Annotated in this window: 13 protein-coding genes; 7 read left to right on the forward strand and 6 right to left on the reverse strand. The window is 65.4% G+C overall.

The window, feature by feature from the left end:
* Positions 1–34 precede the first annotated feature (34 nt).
* Positions 35–634 carry a hypothetical protein gene (locus ACZ46S_RS11085; protein ID WP_464061771.1) on the reverse strand — a complete coding sequence of 200 codons (600 nt, stop codon included), beginning with the start codon at positions 632–634 and terminating at the stop codon, positions 35–37.
* A 46-nt stretch (positions 635–680) separates the two neighbouring features.
* Here ACZ46S_RS11085 and ACZ46S_RS11090 point away from each other — a divergent pair, with 46 nt between their 5' ends.
* The 3 genes from ACZ46S_RS11090 to rho all read left to right on the forward strand — a co-directional run bounded on the left by ACZ46S_RS11090 (position 681) and on the right by rho (position 3,522).
* Positions 681–1,640, forward strand: a complete 960-nt coding sequence (locus tag ACZ46S_RS11090) for a homoserine kinase (protein ID WP_464061772.1) — start codon at positions 681–683, stop codon at positions 1,638–1,640.
* The gene (gene rnhA / locus ACZ46S_RS11095) at positions 1,630–2,088 is read left to right on the forward strand and encodes a ribonuclease HI (protein WP_464061773.1); all 459 of its coding nucleotides are present in this window, start codon (positions 1,630–1,632) and stop codon (positions 2,086–2,088) included. The genes ACZ46S_RS11090 and rnhA overlap by 11 nt, the downstream gene beginning before the upstream one ends.
* Positions 2,089–2,247: 159 nt before the next feature.
* Complete coding sequence (gene rho / locus ACZ46S_RS11100; RefSeq protein ID WP_295740853.1) at positions 2,248–3,522, forward strand: transcription termination factor Rho; 1,275 nt, start codon at positions 2,248–2,250, stop codon at positions 3,520–3,522.
* Positions 3,523–3,540: 18 nt separating this feature from the next.
* Here rho and ACZ46S_RS11105 read toward each other — a convergent pair whose 3' ends face one another.
* The 3 genes from ACZ46S_RS11105 to ACZ46S_RS11115 form a co-directional block, all read right to left on the reverse strand.
* Positions 3,541–5,190 carry a peptide ABC transporter substrate-binding protein gene (locus ACZ46S_RS11105; protein WP_464061774.1) on the reverse strand — a complete coding sequence of 550 codons (1,650 nt, stop codon included), beginning with the start codon at positions 5,188–5,190 and terminating at the stop codon, positions 3,541–3,543.
* A gap of 193 nt (positions 5,191–5,383) precedes the next feature.
* Positions 5,384–6,220 (reverse strand): prephenate dehydratase, encoded by an 837-nt coding sequence (locus ACZ46S_RS11110; protein ID WP_464061775.1) that lies wholly within the window; start codon positions 6,218–6,220, stop codon positions 5,384–5,386.
* Entirely contained in the window at positions 6,217–6,945 is a 729-nt protein-coding gene (locus tag ACZ46S_RS11115) for a 3-deoxy-manno-octulosonate cytidylyltransferase (RefSeq protein WP_464061776.1), read from the reverse strand. Before ACZ46S_RS11115 ends, ACZ46S_RS11110 begins: the two co-directional genes overlap by 4 nt.
* 139 nt (positions 6,946–7,084) lie before the next feature.
* Between ACZ46S_RS11115 and ACZ46S_RS11120 the strand changes: the two genes are divergently transcribed.
* Entirely contained in the window at positions 7,085–8,077 is a 993-nt protein-coding gene (locus tag ACZ46S_RS11120; protein ID WP_295740847.1) for a c-type cytochrome, read from the forward strand.
* 3 nt (positions 8,078–8,080) lie between these two features.
* A complete protein-coding gene (locus ACZ46S_RS11125; protein WP_464061777.1) occupies positions 8,081–8,863 on the forward strand; it encodes an inositol monophosphatase family protein in 783 nt (260 codons plus the stop codon).
* A gap of 195 nt (positions 8,864–9,058) precedes the next feature.
* Here the strand turns inward: ACZ46S_RS11125 and ACZ46S_RS11130 are convergent, their stop codons facing one another.
* On the reverse strand, positions 9,059–11,212 hold the full coding sequence (locus ACZ46S_RS11130; protein WP_464061778.1) for a malate synthase G: 2,154 nt from the start codon (positions 11,210–11,212) through the stop codon (positions 9,059–9,061).
* A 105-nt stretch (positions 11,213–11,317) separates the two neighbouring features.
* On the reverse strand, positions 11,318–13,681 hold the full coding sequence (locus ACZ46S_RS11135) for a glycosyltransferase 61 family protein (protein WP_464061779.1): 2,364 nt from the start codon (positions 13,679–13,681) through the stop codon (positions 11,318–11,320).
* Between the two features lie 392 nt (positions 13,682–14,073).
* Here ACZ46S_RS11135 and ACZ46S_RS11140 point away from each other — a divergent pair, with 392 nt between their 5' ends.
* Together ACZ46S_RS11140 and ACZ46S_RS11145 are read left to right on the forward strand one after the other, a co-directional pair.
* Positions 14,074–16,728, forward strand: a complete 2,655-nt coding sequence (locus tag ACZ46S_RS11140; RefSeq protein ID WP_464061780.1) for an Rne/Rng family ribonuclease — start codon at positions 14,074–14,076, stop codon at positions 16,726–16,728.
* A gap of 153 nt (positions 16,729–16,881) precedes the next feature.
* Entirely contained in the window at positions 16,882–17,658 is a 777-nt protein-coding gene (locus tag ACZ46S_RS11145; protein ID WP_008495063.1) for a Bax inhibitor-1/YccA family protein, read from the forward strand.
* The last annotated feature ends 134 nt before the right edge of the window (positions 17,659–17,792 follow it).

Here is a 17,792-nt window from a genome sequence, read left to right on the forward strand (position 1 = left end):
CGGGATTTCCGATATCCGGCCCTGAAATGCCGGTTCAGGGCATCGCGCTCGGATGCGCCCGGGCATAGGCCAGCTGGTCCGGCGTCATCTCAAACCCGACCAGCACCTGCACATCCGCACTCTGCTCATCCTGCGGCAGCACGATCTTGATCGGTTTGCTGGTCAGCGCCGTGGTGCTCATATTGCCGTCGAATTTGAGCGTAGCGGTGTAGTCCTGCTTCTGGATGATCTGATCGCCCTTGGTGATCGCCACGAACCAGGGCAGGCTCACCGGCTGGCCGTGATTGGCCGGGCCGTTATCGGTGAGGAAGCTGGCGGTGAATTTCACCTGCAGCAGCTTCTGCCGCTTCTTCGTCATGGTGGTGCAGGCCCCGGAGACGCCGGTGATCCGCCCGGTGGAGATCTGCCCCGCCACGTCGCTGCGGCCGGGCTCGAACAGGGTCACGGTCTGGGCCTGTTGCAGCACCGCCACTTGCGGGCAGAATTTGGTCGGGTCCGGGGCCGCGCCGTCGGCCGGGGTGGCGTCGGCCGAGGCGGTGTCGGGGTGCTTGTCGCCACCACCGCCGCACGCGGCGAGGGCCAGCAAGGAGAGCAGCGCCGCGGCGGGCGCGAGGACGGGCCGGAAATTCTTCATGGCCCCTCCCTTGCCAGAATTTTTGTCCCCGGTCATCTAGCTCCCCATGGCAGTTTACACGGAAGTCACCGACGAGGCGCTGAGCGCGTTTCTGACGCTTTATGACATCGGCACCCTCACCGCCTTCCGTGGCATCGCCGAAGGGGTGGAGAACAGCAATTACGCGCTGAAGACCAGCACCGGGGATTTCATCCTCACCCTGTACGAGAAGCGGGTGAACAAGGAGGATCTGCCCTATTTCCTCGGGCTGATGGAGCATCTGCGCGAACGCGGCCTCTCCTGCCCGCTGCCGGTGCGCGGGCGCGACGGGCGCAATCTGCAGGAGCTGGCCGGCAAGATGGCCGCCATCACCACCTTCCTGCCCGGCGTCTGGCCGCGCCAGATCCGCCTGGAGCATTGCGCCCCGCTGGGCGCGGCGCTGGCCCGGCTGCATCTGGCCGGCGAGGGCTTCGGCATGACCCGGCGCAACGGACTCGGCCCGGAGGCCTGGGGGCCGCTTCTGGAGAAAAGCCTGCCCCAGGCCGATAGCGTGCTGGGCGGGCTGGGGGCTGAGCTGCAAGGCTGGCTGGCGCGCATCCAGGCCGAATGGCCGCAGGGCCTGCCGACCGGGCAGATCCATGCCGATCTGTTCCCCGACAATGTCTTCTTCCTCAATGGCGAAATTTCCGGGCTGATCGATTTCTACTTCGCCTGCACGGACATCCTCGCTTACGACATCGCGATCTGCCTCAACGCCTGGTGCTTCGAGACGCCGGGCGAGCTGAACGTGACCCGCTCGCGGGCGCTGCTGCGGGGCTATCAATCGGTGCGGCCACTCTCCCAGGCGGAGATCGAGGCGCTGCCGGTGCTGGCACGCGGCGGGGCGATCCGTTTCCTGCTCACCCGGCTCTATGACTGGCTGAACCGCGCCCCGGCGGCCCTGGTGACACCGAAGGACCCGCTGGATTATTACCGGCGGCTGCGCTTCCATTTCGCGGTATCGGGGGCGGGCGCCTATGGGCTCTGAGGAGGAGGCACGGATTGTCGAAATCTGGACCGATGGCGGCTGCAAGCCCAATCCGGGCCCGGGCGGCTGGGCGGCGATCCTGAAATTCGGCGAGGTGGTGAAGGAGCTCTCCGGCGGGGATGCGGACACCACCAATAACCGCATGGAGCTGACCGCGGCGGCGCAGGCGCTGGCCGCGCTCAAGCGCCCCTGCACGGTGAAGCTGCATACCGATTCCGAATATCTGAAAAACGGCATCACACGCTGGCACCAGGGCTGGGTGCGCAAGAACTGGCGCTCCTCCACCGGCGATCCGGTGAAAAACATGGATCTCTGGAAGCTGATCCTGGAGGCGGCGAAGCCGCATCAGATCGAATGGCTCTGGGTGCGCGGCCATTCCGGCAATGAGATGAATGAGCGCGCCGATGTGCTGGCCACCCAGGCCCGCGAGGCCTTGAGCAAAAGCTAATTTGCGCGCCGCATCTTGACGGCGCGGCGTGCAATCCCCATTAGACGGGTAGACGAACACGTCTCTGCGCCGGTCCTCGGCCGCATGTAAATCTCATTTTGACCATAAAGCCGTGGCTTTCTGCCATGGCGCCTCCTGTCACTGGATCTCTGGTTCCCCATGCATCTCGCCGAATTGAAGGCAAAATCCCCGACCGACCTCCTGGCCCTGGCCGAGGAGCTGGAGGTGGAAAACGCCTCCTCCCTGCGCAAGCAGGACATCATGTTCGCCATCCTGAAAGCCCATGCCGAGAACGACCAGGCCATTCACGGTGACGGCACGCTGGAAATCCTGCCCGACGGGTTCGGCTTTCTGCGCAACCCGGAGGCCAACTTCCTCCCCGGCCCGGACGATATTTACGTCTCCCCGCAGCAGGTGCGCCGCTATGGCTTGCGCACCGGCGACACGGTGGATGGCGAGATCCGTGCGCCGAAGGAAGGCGAGCGTTATTTCTCCCTGGTGAATGTCGAAAAGATCAATTTCGAGTCGCCCGAGGCGGTGAAGCACCGCATCAATTTCGACAATCTCACCCCGCTCTACCCGACCTCGCGGCTGCGCATGGAAGTGGAAGCGCCGGAGCCGACGACCAAGGGCCAGCAGAAAGAGATCACCGGCCGGGTGATCGATCTGGTGGCGCCGATCGGCAAGGGCCAGCGCGCCCTGGTGGTGGCCCCGCCGCGCACGGGTAAGACCGTGATGCTGCAGAACATCGCCGCCTCGATCACCGCCAACCATCCGGAAGTGTTCCTGATCGTGCTGCTCATCGATGAGCGGCCGGAGGAAGTGACCGACATGGCGCGTTCGGTGCGCGGCGAAGTGGTGGCCTCCACCTTCGACGAGCCGGCCGCCCGCCATGTGCAGGTGACGGAGATGGTGCTGGAGAAGGCCAAGCGCCTGGTCGAGCATAAGCGCGACGTGGTGATTTTGCTGGATAGCATCACCCGTCTGGCGCGTGCCTACAACACCGTGGTGCCCTCATCCGGCAAGGTGCTGACCGGCGGTGTGGACGCCAACGCCCTGCAACGCCCGAAGCGCTTCTTCGGTGCGGCGCGTAACATCGAGGAAGGCGGCTCGCTGACCATCATCGCCACCGCCTTGATCGATACCGGCTCGCGCATGGACGAGGTGATTTTCGAGGAGTTCAAGGGCACCGGCAATGCCGAGCTGATCCTGGACCGCAAGCTCTCCGACAAGCGCACCTTCCCGGCGATCGACATCACCAAGTCCGGCACCCGTAAGGAAGAGCTGCTGGTGGAGAAGGCGGTACTGTCCAAGATGTGGGTACTGCGCCGCATTCTGAACCCGATGGGGACGACGGATGCGATGGAGTTCCTGCTCGACAAGCTGAAATACTCGAAGACCAACAACGATTTCTTCGAGGCGATGAATACCTGATGCGAAAAAAGGCCGGTTTCAACCGGCCTTTTTTATCGGCGGCCTGGCCGGCGCTGTGCAATAGAGCGCATCCGGGGCCAGCACTCCGCCATCCTCGAACGCATTCACCCCATGCACCCGCGACGCGATCAGCTCGACATGATCCTGCGTGCCGAGGAAGATCATCGGCTGCTGCGCGGCGACATAGGTTTCATAATCATACAGCCCCGAGAGGCCAGGCTGGGAAATGCTGCGGGCGATCAGCCGGTCCATCTCGGGGTCTGAATAGCCGCTGTCATTCTGCCCGGCGCCGGTCGCGAACAACGCCTCGCCGCTTGGATAGGGCGCGACATAGGTGCCGTGGATCGTCGCGTCCCAGCGGCCGGGCGGCCCTTGCGTGGTTTGCATCATCTGGTTGAAGGAGATGTTACGAAGCCGCATCAGGATGCCCACCGCCCGCAGCTGCGCCTGCACCTGAAGAACCATCTCGCTGGCATCGCCACTGGTCAGCACGGTGAAGGCGAGAGGGTGCCCGGCCTTGCGCATGATCCCGTCGGGCCCGGGATGGTAGCCGGCGGCGGCGAGCAAAGCACGGGCCTTGGCCGGGTTATAGCCCACGGGCCAATCGCCCCGGGCCAGAGCCGGAGCAAGGAAATTCGCATCCACCGGGGGGATCGCGGTGTAAACAGGCTGGCCGAAGCCGTGAAAGGCCAGCGCGATGATGCTTTGCTGGTTGATCGCATCCTGCATCGCCTGACGCACCCGCACATCGCGCAGGAAGGGCAGATTCGGGTTACGCAGATTGAGGTCCAGATAATACCAGAAGGACACCGGCGCGAGCCGCGCCAGCCGGACGCCGCGCAGATGCGCGCTGGCCGCGTAGAGATCCAGCGGCAGCGGGGCGAAATCCAGGTCCCCGGCCTGAACCTGCTGCAGCGCGCTGTCCTCGCTGTTGGGAAAGGTGAAGACCAGCCGGCTCACATGCAGCTTCGGCCCGTCAAAGCTCGGATTGGCGGTAAACACCGCATCCATGCCGAGATCCAGACGCTGGATGCGCATCGGCCCGTCCACCACGGTGAAGAAGCGCGGGTCGCTCTGGCGCTGGAAAAGCTGGGAAGGCGTCAGCCCCGCCCATTCGCGCGCGGGCAAGGGGGTGAGCTGGGACAGGCCGTTATCGATAAACCATTGCGGGTTGGCGGGCGCATCCAGCGTCACCTGCACATGGGTGGCATCCAAAGCGACGATGGATTTGATGCCTTGCGGCACGTCCCCCTCGCCAAAATCGACATAGCTCTGTCCGAGAGCCTGGATCAGCCGCCATCCATAGAGCACATCCGCCGCATCCACAATGCGGCCATTGGACCAATGCCAGGGGCGCAAACTGAGGGTGTAGGTTTTGTCGTCAGCGGACACCGCGATCGACCCGGCGATGCTGCGCGCGGGATTCACCTGGCCATGGCGATCCACCCAGACCAGCGGCTGGAACAGTAATTGCGCCGCCCGGGAATCGCCGAGATTATCGGCAAAAACCGGGTTGAAGGAGGTGATCGGGTTGTTGCCTTCGGTGATAAGGGTGCCGCAAGCCTGCGGCGCTGCGGCCAGCACAGGGAGCGGCCCCAAGGCAATGGCCAGACAGGCAATGGCCAGGCAGACAAAGGTGGCGCGGCGCTGGGGCGGAAGGGGCGGCACGTGGCAAAAGATGCCGCCTGTGTCCCGATTCTGAAATCCGTTGGATTTCAGAATCTTGGATTTCCGAATCATGGTGAACACTAGAAAAATCAATAATCTAGTGTGATTCAGCTTCTGAAATTCACGATATTTCATATCACGAATTTCAGAACCATCACACTAGTGCCGCGATGTTGCAACCGCGAACGCCGTATTATTGCGCCCGGCGGTACGGGTCCATCTTGTACGTCCCCAGAATTTTGAACTCGGTGCAGAAGAAGCCCAGCTCCTCGAACGCGTGTTTCAGCCCCGGCTGGTCCGGGTGGCCCTCCACCTCGGCCAGAAACTGGGTGGCGGTGAAACTGCCATTCACCATGTAGCTCTCCAGCCGCGTCATGTTCACCCCGTTGGTCGCGAACCCGCCCAGCGCCTTGTAGAGCGCCGCTGGCACGTTGCGGACATTGAACACGAACGTCGTCATCAGCCCCGGCGTTTCAGGTGCTACCGCCAGCGGCTCGCGCGCCATGATGTAGAAGCGCGTGGTGTTATGTGCCTCGTCCTCGACATTGCGGCGCAGGATTTCCAGCCCGTACATCTCCCCGGCCAGCGAGGAGGCAATGGCGGCATCCGCCTTGCTGTCCAGCTTGGCGATGATCTCCGCCGCCCCGGCTGTGTCATATTCCACCACCGCCGTCGCCCCCAGCTCGGCGATCAGCCGCTTCACCTGGCCCAGCGCCACCGGGTGGGAATGAATGCGCTTGATATCCGCAAGCTGCGTGCCCTTGGGCGCCAGCAGGCAATGCTCGACCCGCAAAAACGTCTCGCCGATGATCGAGAGACCGGAATCGGGCAGCAGCAAATGCATGTCCCCCACCCGGCCGACGATGGAGTTTTCCGGCGGCAGCATGGCGAGATCCGCCCGGCCCTCGCGCACCGCCGCCATCGCCGCCTGGAAGCTCTCGCAGGGCAGGGTGGCGGCACCCGGAAAGGCGGTGCGGCAGGCGAGGTCGGAATAGGCGCCAGGCATGCCCTGGAAAGCGATCAGGCTCATTTGGTCAGCGCCTCCCTGGCGCGCTCTAAATCTTCCGGGGTGTCGACGCCGAACGGCGCCTGCGCCACGCGCGCGGCGCCGATGCGCAGGCCGGCTTCCAGGGCGCGCAGCTGCTCAAGCTTCTCGCGGCGTTCCAGCGGCGAGGGCGGCAGCGTGACGAAGCGCTCAAGGGCGGCGCGGCGATAGGCGTAGATGCCGATATGGTGCCAATGCGGCCCCTCGCCGGAGGGGATCAGATGGCGGGAGAAATACAAAGCCGGGCTGATCTCGGCATCCTCCGGAAAGGCGCAGGCGCATTTGACCACGGAGGGGGCGTCACGCTCGGCCCCGGTGGTGATCGGCGCGACCAGGGTGCCGATATCGAACCCCTGGGCCAGCGGCTTGACCACTGTTGCAAGATAGGACGGGTCGATCGAGGGCAGATCGCCCTGCAGATTAACGATGACATCATGCGCGCCCGCGGGGTCGAGGCGGCGCAGCGCCGCCCAGATGCGGTCCGAGCCGGAGGGCAGATCCGGGTCCGTCATCACCGCGATGCCCCCGGCTTTCTCAACCGCTTCAGCCACTTGCGCCTCGCCGCAGGCCACCGCGACAGGGCCGAGCCCGGCGCGCAGCGCGCGGTCCAGCACATGCGCGATCATCGGTTTGCCGCCAATATCGGCCAGCACCTTGCCCGGCAGCCGGGTGGAGCCGAGACGCGCGGGGATCAAAACGATGGGATTCAAAAGCCTGGCCCTCTTGTCTGCTTGCCGCCCTGCCTAATTCCCTCTACGCCTAAGGGCAATACGCCACGGCAACGCGACAGGGAGCGCCGGGGCAACAACGTCCAGACTAGAAGTCCAAAACACGAACCTGGGGAAAACCATGCAGAATTCGGGCAAGGATGGTTTGTTTTTCAATAAAATCGCCGCCGGCGTGCTGACGGCCGGGCTGGTGCTGTGGGGGGCGAACCGGATCGCCCATATCCTCATCCCGGATGAGGCGCCGGAGCATGCGGCCCTCAAGCTGGCGGCCCTGCCCAGCGCCGCCCCGGCCACCGCGCCAGCGCCCAGCGGGCCGGAGAGCGTGCTGCCGCTGCTGGCCAGTGCGGATGTGGCCAAGGGCCAGGCTTTCGTCGCCCAGCAATGCGCCGCCTGCCATACGCTGACAGCGGGCGGGGCGAACGGGGTGGGACCGAATCTTTATGGCGTGCTCGGCGGGCCGATGTTCGCCCATGCCGGCTTCACCTATTCCGCCGCCGTCAAGAGCAAGGCCAAGGGCGACTGGGATTACGACAAGATGAACCAATGGCTGTACGCGCCGAATGATTTCGCGCCCGGCACCGGCATGTCCTATAGCGGCATCCACAGCACCCAGACGCGGGCGGACGTGATCGCTTATCTGCGCACCCTCGCCGCGCAGCCGGTGGCGCTGCCCAGCGCGGCTGAAATCAAGGCCGCCAGCGCCGCTGGGGCGCCTGCCGCCGCTCCCCCCGCCGCCGCCCCGGCCGCCCCGGCGGAGGATCTGAACAGCCTGCTGGCCAAGGCGGACCCGGCCAAGGGCAAGGCCCTCTTCGCCCAGCAATGCGCCGCCTGCCACGCCATCGCCAGCGGCGGCCCGAACGGGGTGGGGCCGGATCTGTATGGCATCGTCGGCGCCAAGGCGTTCTCCGCGCCCGGCTTTGCCTATTCCGACGCGGTGAAACCCCATGCCGGCAAGCCCTGGACCCCCGCCATGCTGGATGACTGGCTGAAAGCCCCGATGAGCTTTGCACCCGGCACGCATATGGCCTATCCCGGCATCAAGAACGACCAGATGCGAGCGGATATGATTGCCTATCTGAACCAGAACGCGGCCAGCCCGGCCAAACTGCCCTGATCCATGCAGGAGCTGATTGCGATTGCCAATGCGGCGCTCGATGCCAGCGGGGCGGCCATTCGCCCCTATTTCCGGACCGGCTTGAGCGCCGACGATAAATCCGACGAAAGCCCCGTCACCGCCGCCGACCGCAAGGCCGAGCAGGTGCTGCGCGCCGCCCTGGCGGAAGCGACGCCGGATTTCGGCATCATCGGCGAGGAGTTTCCCGCGCATAACCCGGACGCCAAATATGTGTGGGTGACCGACCCGATCGACGGCACCCGCGCCTTCATCACCGGGCGCACCAGCTTCACCACCTTGCTGGGGCTGCTGGAGGACGGGGTGCCGGTGCTGGGCTTCATCGATCAGCCGATCACCCGTGAGCGCTGGTGGGGCGGGCGCGGCATTCCGGCCGGGTTTTCCGGCGATCTCGGCGGCGTGCCGGGCACCCGCCAGGCGGTGAACCTGGCCCAGGCCGAACTCTCCGCCACCTCGCCGGAGATGATCGCCGGCGCCGGAGACAATGCGGTGCGCCGCTTCAACCAGCTGCGCCATGCCGCGAAGCGGATCTATTGGGGCGGGGACGCCTATTCCTACGGGCTGCTGGCGCTGGGGCAGATCGACGTGATCGCCGAGCATGATCTCAAGCCCTGGGATTGGGCGGCTTTGGGCCCGGTGATCGAAGCCGCCGGCGGGGTGGTGAGCGACTGGGCCGGCGCGCCGCTGAAGCTGGGCTGCGACGGCTCGGTGCTGGCCAGCGCCAATGCGGCGCTGCACGCGGAAGCACTGGCGCAACTCAACCGCTAAGAGGCTGTTTCAAAAGCCACTCTGGCGGCCGCCAAGCGGCGATTTGCTGCGCTCCGGTGCTCACGTACCTCAAGTACGCTGCGCGCCGGTGCTCACAAATCACCACTTGACGACTCACCATAGCGACTTTTGAAACAGCCTCTGAATCATCCAACCGGGCGGCCCTCAGGGCCGCCCGGCATGGGTCGCGGCGGGTTACGCCGCTTTCGCCTCGCGGCGGCGGCGGGTGAGGATGAACTCGGTATAGCCGTTGGGCTGGCTCAACCCCTCGAACACCAGATCCAGCGCCGCCTTGAAGGCCGGGCCGTCATAGCCGGGCGCCATCGGCTTATAGGCCGCATCGCCGGCATTCTGCTTGTCCACCACCAGCGCCATGCGCTTCAGCGTCTCCAGCACCTGGTCCTTGGAGACGATGCCGTGATGCAGCCAGTTGGCGATATGCTGGGAGGAAATCCGCAGCGTCGCACGATCTTCCATCAGCCCGACATCGTGAATATCCGGCACTTTGGAGCAGCCGACCCCCTGGTCGATCCAGCGCACCACATAGCCCAGCAGCCCTTGCGCATTATTATCCAGCTCCTGCTGGATCTCTTCCGGGCTCCAATTCACGCCCTGCGCCAGCGGCACCGTCAGCAAATCCGAGAGCTTCGCCGGCGGGCGGCTCTTCAGCTCGTTCTGCCGGGCCAGCACGTCCACATCATGGTAGTGCATGGCATGCAGCGTGGCTGCGGTGGGGCTGGGCACCCAGGCGGTATTGGCGCCGGCCTTCGGATGCGCGATCTTCTGCTCCAGCATCGCCGCCATCTGGTCCGGCGCGGCCCACATGCCCTTGCCGATCTGCGCCTTGCCCTGCAGCCCGCATTCCAGCCCGAAATCCACGTTGCGGTCCTCGTAGGATTTGATCCAGGGCTGCGCCTTGATGTCGTTCTTGCGCAGGAAGGGACCGGCCTCCATCGAGGTGTGGATCTCATCCCCAGTGCGGTCCAGGAAGCCGGTATTGATGAACACCACCCGATGCTTCGCCGCCGCGATACAGGCTTTCAGGTTGGCGCTGGTGCGGCGCTCCTCGTCCATGATGCCCATTTTCAGCGTGTTGGCGGGGATCTGCAGCAGCTCCTCCACCGCGCCGAACAGCGCATTGGCATTCGCCGCCTCTTCCGGCCCGTGCATTTTCGGCTTCACGATATAGACCGAACCCTGGCGGGAATTGCGGCGGGCGGTGAGGTCATGCTTAGCGATCAGCGAGGTGATGACGGCGTCGATCACCGTCTCCGGCACCTCCTGGCCATCGATGGTGATCATATCCGTCAGCATATGGTGGCCGACATTGCGCACCAGCAGCAGCGAGCGGCCATGCAAAGTCAGTGTCGCGCCATCCGGCGCGGTGTAGCTGCGGTCCGGGTTGAGCTTGCGCTCGAAAACCTTGCCGCCCTTCTCCACCGGGGCGCTCAGCGTGCCCTGCATCAGCCCCAGCCAGTTGCGATAGACCAGCACCTTGTCATCGGCATCCACCGCCGCCACCGAATCCTCGGCATCCATGATCGTGCTGATCGCGGATTCCAGGATGATGTCGGCGATATGGGCGGTGTCGTTCTTGCCGATCGGGTGGGTCGCGTCGATGACGATTTCGGCGTGCAGATGATGATTCTTCAGCAGCACCGCGCTGGGGGATGCGGCATCGCCGTTAGAACCGGCGAACTGGCCGGGATTTTTCAAGCCGACATCGCCGGAGGGCAGCAGCACCACCAGCCTGCCCGCCTCAACCTTGTAGCCCAACGCATCCGCGTGGCTGCCTTCCTCCAGCGGAAACGCCGCATCCAGGAAGGCGCGGGCACGGGCGATCACCGCATCCGCGCGCACCGGGTTGAAGCCCTTGCCGCGGGTGGCGCCATCCGTCTCCGGCAGCGCATCGGTGCCGTAGAGCGCATCATACAGGCTGCCCCAGCGGGCATTGGCGGCGTTGAGCGCGTAGCGGGCATTGGAGACCGGCACCACCAGCTGCGGCCCGGCGATCACCGCGATCTCGTCATCCACCTTCGAGGTTTCCACCGAAAACGCGGCGGGTTCGGGCAGCAGATAGCCGATCTCGCGCAGATAGGCCTCATAGGCCCCCTGGTCGTGCTTCTTGCCCTTCTGGGCGCGGTACCAGCCATCCAGCTTTTTCTGAATTTCGTCGCGCTTGCCCAGCAGCACCGCGTTGGTGGTGGCGAAATGCTTCAGCAGCTTGGCGAACCCGGCCCAGAAGGCCTCCTGCTCCAGCCCCGTGCCCGGCAGCGCCTCCCGGTTCACAAAATCATACAGAACCGTGGCGACTGACAGGCCCGAAATGGATGTTCTGGCGTCCGGCATTACCAACTCCTTGCTTTCATTGTTCTTTGCACCTTCCCGGCAAAACCTTGCCGCAAAGACCCGGCCGGGTGCAAGGCCATACCGGCCTGACCAATTTTGGCGCGTTCAGCGCGGCACCGGACCAAATCCCGGCACCTCGCCGCCGAGATAAACGCGGCTGGGATTGCCATGCTTGGCCACCAGCTCCTCCCAGCTGATCGTCGCCACCGGATAAGCCCGCCCGCCATCGGCCGGGGTGAGCATCGCGATCTCGCCGCCGCGCGGCGCCGGGGCGAAATTCTCCACCACCAGCCGGCCTTCGGCGATTTCGGCGGCGAACTCTTCGGCGAGGGCGTAATAAAGCCGCGCCTCAGGTTCGACGATGACAATTTTTCCCGTCTGCGCCAGCGCCTGCGCAACCTCGCCGAACTGCCGCGCCCCGACAAACAGCGTGACATCCTCCGCCGCGCGCCCCAGCTCTCCCGGCGGCGCCGCCAGCCACGCATCGACCGCCGATGCCAGCGCCTCCAGATCCACCCGCCAGGCGGAATGCGGCCCCGCCTGCTCCGCCACCTCGCCGACAAAATAGCCAAACCGGACCGGGCGCCCGCCGCACATGAATTGTTCCGTGGTCTGCACGAATTCGTTGGAACCGAGCACGAAGGCTTTCTCCAGATCGCGCTGGAAGGCCAGTTGAAACATGTTGCTGCCCGCCGGCCCGGCGATCATGCGCGCATTCGCGGCCAGGGCAATCTGCTGGCGCAGCGGCAATGTCTCCGGCGCGACCACGACAAAGCCGCGTGCCATGAACAGCTTGGCAACATCGTCCTCATTCAGCAGCCGGCGTGCCGGGTTGGTCTGGCGAGAGAGATAAATGCGCTCCGGCAGCGCCGGAATGCGGGCGGTTCCAGCCATGGCGTCGCGGATCGTCCGGTACGTCGCCAAGGCTGCATCGTTGACATAGCCCTGGATCTGAAAGGCCTTGCCGGGCAGGATCAGCTCGTCCAGCAACACCGGATGGTCGAAGGACACCAGCCGCTCCCGCGCTATGCCGGCCGCCTCCAGCAACTCCGCCAGCACCTTGTCGGCACGGTCATGGACCAGCACCGCGACATCCTCACGGCCAAGCGCCCGCAAGCTTTCATAGGCCCAGGCCATGCCCAGCACATCGCACAGCGTATGGCCGAAATGTCCACGATGCTGGCTATCGAGCAAAAGATAGCTGCCTGCCTGGCGAACCGCCGGCGGGTGCTCATGTGTCAGGCTGAACAAATCGCCTTCATGCTGGCGCAGATCGTGATGAAACTGATGCCCGTGCGGCGCATTGAAGGATGAGCGCAGCACCACGGAATAGGCTTGCAACGAAACTGGCGGCCGTTCCTGCGGCGTCGGCGCCGCGATGGCGACCTGTTTGGGTATGTACAGAACATAGGACAGGCGGCTGAGGGTGATATCGGGGGCGGTGCTGCGGGCGGGAAACTCGCCCCTGTGCTGATCCTGCGAAAAAGGCGGATAGGTCGGCCCGCAGAATTTCAGTGCGGCCGCGCCGGGGCCGTAACAATCAACCGCCGGCAGCGCGATGGTGGCGGCCGGAAGGGGCGTGTAGCTACTGCAGCGCCGGGCCAGAAAGCCCGCCGCATCGGTCGCCTCGCAAAGCGCCGCGGCGTCGCGCGCCTCCAGCCCCTCGCGCCGGAGAAGGGGCAACGGGCCGCTCAAAGCCCGCCTGATCTCGCCCGCCCGCGCCGCCAGCCGCTCATCGGGCACCTCGTTGCGGTCATACGCCTCGAACTCGCCCTCCGGGCGGGTGAGGTCGTGATAGCCGCGCGCCATCTTCTCGCGCCAATGGGCGCGGGAGCGGACGAAATAATGGTTGAGGCTACCGCCCCGATGGTCCGGCGTGGCCGCCAGCACCCCCGGCCCGCCGCCCCAGACGATCGACCGCCCGAGCAGATCCACATAATCGCCCCGCATCGCAAAGGCGTGCGGGTTGAGGCAGCTTTCCATCAGCGCCGGGCGGATGATGGATTTCACATGATGGTTGGGCCCGAATTGCGGCTCGGCCCGGCGGGTGAAGGTTTCCACCAACAGCCCGTCGGGAAACTCATCATGCCCGTTGGAGCCGAAAATCGCCCAGGGCAGCGCCACCGCCGCCTCCGGCCGCGCCGCCAGCAGCCCTTTCAGCGTCAGCCCGTCATCCAGCCGCAGAAACTCATCCGCGTCGAAAAACCCCAGCCATTCAAACTCTTCCGCCATCGCGCGGGCGATATGTTCATAGCCGCGCATCTGATAATCCGGCGCGGTGCTGGGCCAGCGCACCACCCGCACATCGCGCGCCGGCGCAAAATCCTGAGCGATGGCGATGGTGGCGTCCGTGGAGCCGTTATCGAGCAGGATGACAGTGTCAAACCCGACGATGAACTGCCAGGCCAGCCACTCCGCGATATGGCGCGCCTCGTTCTTCACGATCGCCACACAACCGATCTTCCCCACCTCGCCTCCCTTCGCCAGCCAGGGCAAGTCTGGCGGCAAAGCCCGGGGCCGACAACCCCGCTGGCAAACCCTACCCCCTTGCAGGGGCGGGTTTTTTGGGTCATCTACGATTACAGGATGCGTGCGGCGCGGCGTTTGGCCCTGACCGGTTGGCCGCCAGTGTCGCATCCAGAATAAAAATGCCGCAATCCGGTGCCCAGGCGCCGGCGAGTTTATGGAACCGATGACCGCTCTGACGACCGAGACCCTTTTTTCCTTCAAGGCTTTAGCCTGGTTCGGCGTTGCGTCCTCCGGTTTTTACACGTCCTCCCTTCATCCCTATTTCGCGCCCAGCGCGCAGGGCCGGCAGATCCATGCCGCCCCGCTCGGCGCACGCCGGAGTTTTATCCTTAATGTCAAAGAAAATGCTGATCGATGCCAGCCACGCGGAAGAAACCCGCGTGGTGGTTCTGGACGGTAACCGCCTCGAAGATTTCGACGTCGAGACCGTCAGCCGCAAGCAGATCAAAGGCAATATCTACCTCGCCAAGGTGATTCGCGTCGAGCCGAGCCTGCAGGCCGCCTTCGTCGAATATGGCGGCAACCGCCATGGCTTCCTGGCCTTCGGTGAAATCCACCCGGATTATTACCAGATCCCCGTCGCCGACCGGCAGAAGCTGCTGGACCTCCAGGCCGAAGCCGCCGCCGAGGCCGAGGACGAGCCCGAAGACGAGGCCCCGGTTGAAGCCCAGGCGCTTGAGATCAAGCCGATCGAGATCCACGCCGCCCCGCCCCCGGAAGACGGCGGCGCCCTGCCCCAAGACGCTCTGACCGGCGCCGATGAGACCGAGATCGCCCCGGACCCGGAAGCCCCGGCCGATGCCAGCGCCGAAGAGGCGATGCCGGCCGAAATCTCCGCCGAGGCCGGCGAGAGCGACAGCGTTGAGCAGATCGAGCCCGAGGGCCCGGCCCCCGAGCAGATCGGCGGTGACGGCGACGACGCGGCGGAAGCCCGCGAGCGCCGGCTGCGCCAGCGTTTCCTGCGCAATTACAAGATCCAGGACGTGATCCACCGCCGCCAGATCATGCTGGTGCAGGTGGTCAAGGAAGAGCGCGGCAATAAGGGCGCGGCGCTCACCACCTACCTGTCACTGGCCGGCCGCTTCTCGGTGCTGATGCCCAATTCGCCCACCGGCGGCGGTGTGTCGCGCAAGATCACCTCGCAGACCGACCGCCGCCGCCTGAAGGAGACGATGGCGGAGCTAGATATCCCGCCCGGCATGGGCATGATCGTGCGCACCGCCGGCGCCAACCGGCCGAAGCCCGAGATCAAGCGCGACTGCGAATATCTGCTGCGTCTGTGGGACGATATCCGCGACAAGACGATGGAATCCTCCGCCCCGGCGCTGATCTATGAGGAAGCCAGCCTGATCAAGCGGGCGATCCGCGATGTCTATACCAAGGATGTCGAGGATATTCTGGTGGACGGCGTGGAAGGCTTCAAGGCGGCGCGGGACTTCATGCGTATGCTGATGCCGGCCAATGCCCGCAAGGTGCAGCTCTGGCAGGAAGGCCAGCCGCTCTTTTCGCGCCATCAGGTGGAAGCCCAGCTGGATGCGATGCTCAACCCGGTCGTGCAGCTGCGCTCGGGCGGCTATATCGTCATCAACCAGACGGAAGCTTTGGTCGCCATCGACGTCAACTCCGGCCGCGCCACCCGCGAGCGCTCGATTGAGGACACCGCCCTGCGCACCAATATGGAGGCCGCGGAAGAGGTCGCCAAGCAGCTGCGCATGCGCGATCTGGCCGGGCTGATCGTGATCGATTTCATCGACATGGAAAGCCGGCGCAACAATGCCGCCGTCGAGCGCAAGCTCAAGGATGCGCTGAAGCATGACCGCGCGCGCATCCAGGTGGGCAGCATCAGCCATTTCGGGCTGATGGAAATGTCGCGCCAGCGTCTGCGCCCCTCCCTGACCGAGGCTTCGCTGATCACCTGCCCGCATTGCGCCGGCATGGGCCATGTGCGCAGCCCGGAAAGTGCCGCGTTGCATATCCTGCGCGCCATCGAGGATGAGGGGGCGAAGTTCAAATCCGCCGAAATCTGCATCTATCTGCCGCCGGAAATCGCCTTCTACCTGTTCAACCATAAGCGCGAGCGGCTCTCGGCGATCGAGGAGCGCTATTCGATGCGGGTGGTGTTCGAGGCGGACGCGCGGCTGACCGGCACCAATTTCCGGCTGGAGCGGACCAGGGCGCACACCGCGCCGCCGCCGGCCCCGGCGCCGATGAAGGCCGAGCGCGTGCTGGAAGCCGTGGCGGCGGAAGCCGATGAGGCGGATGCCGAGCTGGACGAGGCCGAGACCACCGAAACCGCCGAGGCCGCACCTTCCGAACGGGGCGAGCGCAAGCGTCGCCGCCGCCGCCGTGGCCGCCGCCGTGGCGAAAACGGCCAGGGCAATGGCGCGGACGCCGCCGCCGAAGCCGGGGGCGATACCGGCAGCGAGGGCGAGAGCGCCGAGGACGAGCCGCCGAGCGAGCTGGATCTGGCCCTGGAAGCCGCCTTCCGCGATGCCGAAGCGGTGAGCCCGGCCGAAGCCGAGCTGGCGGAAACCCCGGTTGAGGCGGCTCCGGAAGCGGCGGTGATCCTCGCCGCCGAAACCGGCGCCGATGCCGCGCCGGACGCCGCCCCGGCCAAGCCCAAGCGCGCCCCGCGCAAGCGCAAGCCCACCGCCAAGGCGGAGTCCGAAGCCGCCCCGGCGGAGGCGATCGAAGCCGCCCCTGTGGAGGTGGCCGCCGTGCCGGAGCTGGAAGCCGCCCCGGCCAAGCCCAAGCGCGCCCCGCGCAAGCGCAAGCCGGCCGCCAAGGCAGAGCCCGAGGCCCCGGCTGAGACCGCCGCACCGGTTGAGGCCATCGAGGCCGCGCCGGTGGAGGTGACGGCGGCGCCGGAGCTGGAAGCGCCCGCGCCGGAGACCGCGGAAGCGATGGCGGAGCCGGCGGTGAAGCCGATCCTGGTCGGCGCCACGCAAGCCCCGGCCGCCAAGAAAACCGGCTGGTGGCGGCGCTAAACCGCACCAACCCGCCAAAAACGGCCGGGTGATTTACAGTTCGTAGCGAAATGGGGGCGGTTTTCGCCCCCATTTTACTTGAAAACCCGGCCAATCCGGCGAATCATAAGAACGTGCCGCGTGAAGCGGTGCATTTCAGGAGTAAACAACCTCATGGCCTTCAACCCGAATCAATCCTACCGCACTGTGCAGGCTGGCTATGCCGGCTACGGCAGCGCCGCGCTGGATGCGGGACTGCGCGCCTATATGCTGCGCGTGTATAACTGGATGGCGTCCGGCCTGGTGCTGACCGGGCTGATCGCGTTCGCCATCGCCCATACCTCGCTGCTCAACCTGTTCTACCAGCCGGTGCAGACCGCCACCGGCATGGCGATCCACCCGACCATCCTCGCTTATGCCGCCATCTTCGCGCCCCTGGTGTTCGTGATGGTGCTCAGCTTCGGCGTGAACAAGCTTTCCACCACCGGCGCCCAGGCTCTGTTCTGGGTGTTCTGCGCCGCCATGGGCGCCTCGATGGTGAATATCTTCATGGTCTATACCCAGACCTCGATCGCGGAAGTGTTCTTCATCACCGCCTCGATGTTCGCCGCCACCAGCCTCTATGGCTACGTCACCGGGCGGGACCTCACCAGCCTGGGCAGCTTCATGTTCATGGGGCTGATCGGCATCATCGTCGCCTCGCTGGTGAATATCTTCCTGCATTCCCCGGCCATCGCCTTCGCGGTGTCGATCCTGGGCGTGTTCATCTTCCTCGGCCTCACCGCCTATGACACGCAGCGCATCAAGACCGATTATCTGCGCTTCGGCGGCGCCTATGGCGCGGAGATGGCGGGCAAGCGCTCCGTCTATGACGCCCTGCAGCTGTATCTGAACTTCATCAACCTGTTCATGTTCCTGCTGCAGCTCTTCGGCCAGCGCAACCAGCGCTGATCGATGGCCTCTCTGGTTGTCAGCCTGGCCGGTCCCGACCGGCCGGGTCTCGTCAATGCCCTCTCGGCGCGCATCGCGGCCGCGGGGGCAGCTGGCTGGATAGCCGGCTGGCGCATCTGGCCGGGCAGTTCGCC

The sequence above is a fragment of the Acidocella aluminiidurans genome, assembly GCF_055383125.1.

What these genes read in the sequence shown, in the direction of transcription:
- ACZ46S_RS11120 (WP_295740847.1), top strand. Translation starts at nt 7,085, where the DNA reads ATGCAGAATTCGGGCAAGGATGGTTTGTTTTTCAATAAAATCGCCGCC.
- rho (WP_295740853.1), top strand. Translation starts at nt 2,248, where the DNA reads ATGCATCTCGCCGAATTGAAGGCAAAATCCCCGACCGACCTCCTGGCC.
- ACZ46S_RS11140 (WP_464061780.1), top strand. Translation starts at nt 14,074, where the DNA reads ATGTCAAAGAAAATGCTGATCGATGCCAGCCACGCGGAAGAAACCCGC.
- ACZ46S_RS11110 (WP_464061775.1), bottom strand. Translation starts at nt 6,220, where the DNA reads ATGAGCCTGATCGCTTTCCAGGGCATGCCTGGCGCCTATTCCGACCTC.
- rnhA (WP_464061773.1), top strand. Translation starts at nt 1,630, where the DNA reads ATGGGCTCTGAGGAGGAGGCACGGATTGTCGAAATCTGGACCGATGGC.
- ACZ46S_RS11145 (WP_008495063.1), top strand. Translation starts at nt 16,882, where the DNA reads ATGGCCTTCAACCCGAATCAATCCTACCGCACTGTGCAGGCTGGCTAT.
- ACZ46S_RS11130 (WP_464061778.1), bottom strand. Translation starts at nt 11,212, where the DNA reads ATGCCGGACGCCAGAACATCCATTTCGGGCCTGTCAGTCGCCACGGTT.
- ACZ46S_RS11125 (WP_464061777.1), top strand. Translation starts at nt 8,081, where the DNA reads ATGCAGGAGCTGATTGCGATTGCCAATGCGGCGCTCGATGCCAGCGGG.
- ACZ46S_RS11090 (WP_464061772.1), top strand. Translation starts at nt 681, where the DNA reads ATGGCAGTTTACACGGAAGTCACCGACGAGGCGCTGAGCGCGTTTCTG.
- ACZ46S_RS11085 (WP_464061771.1), bottom strand. Translation starts at nt 634, where the DNA reads ATGAAGAATTTCCGGCCCGTCCTCGCGCCCGCCGCGGCGCTGCTCTCC.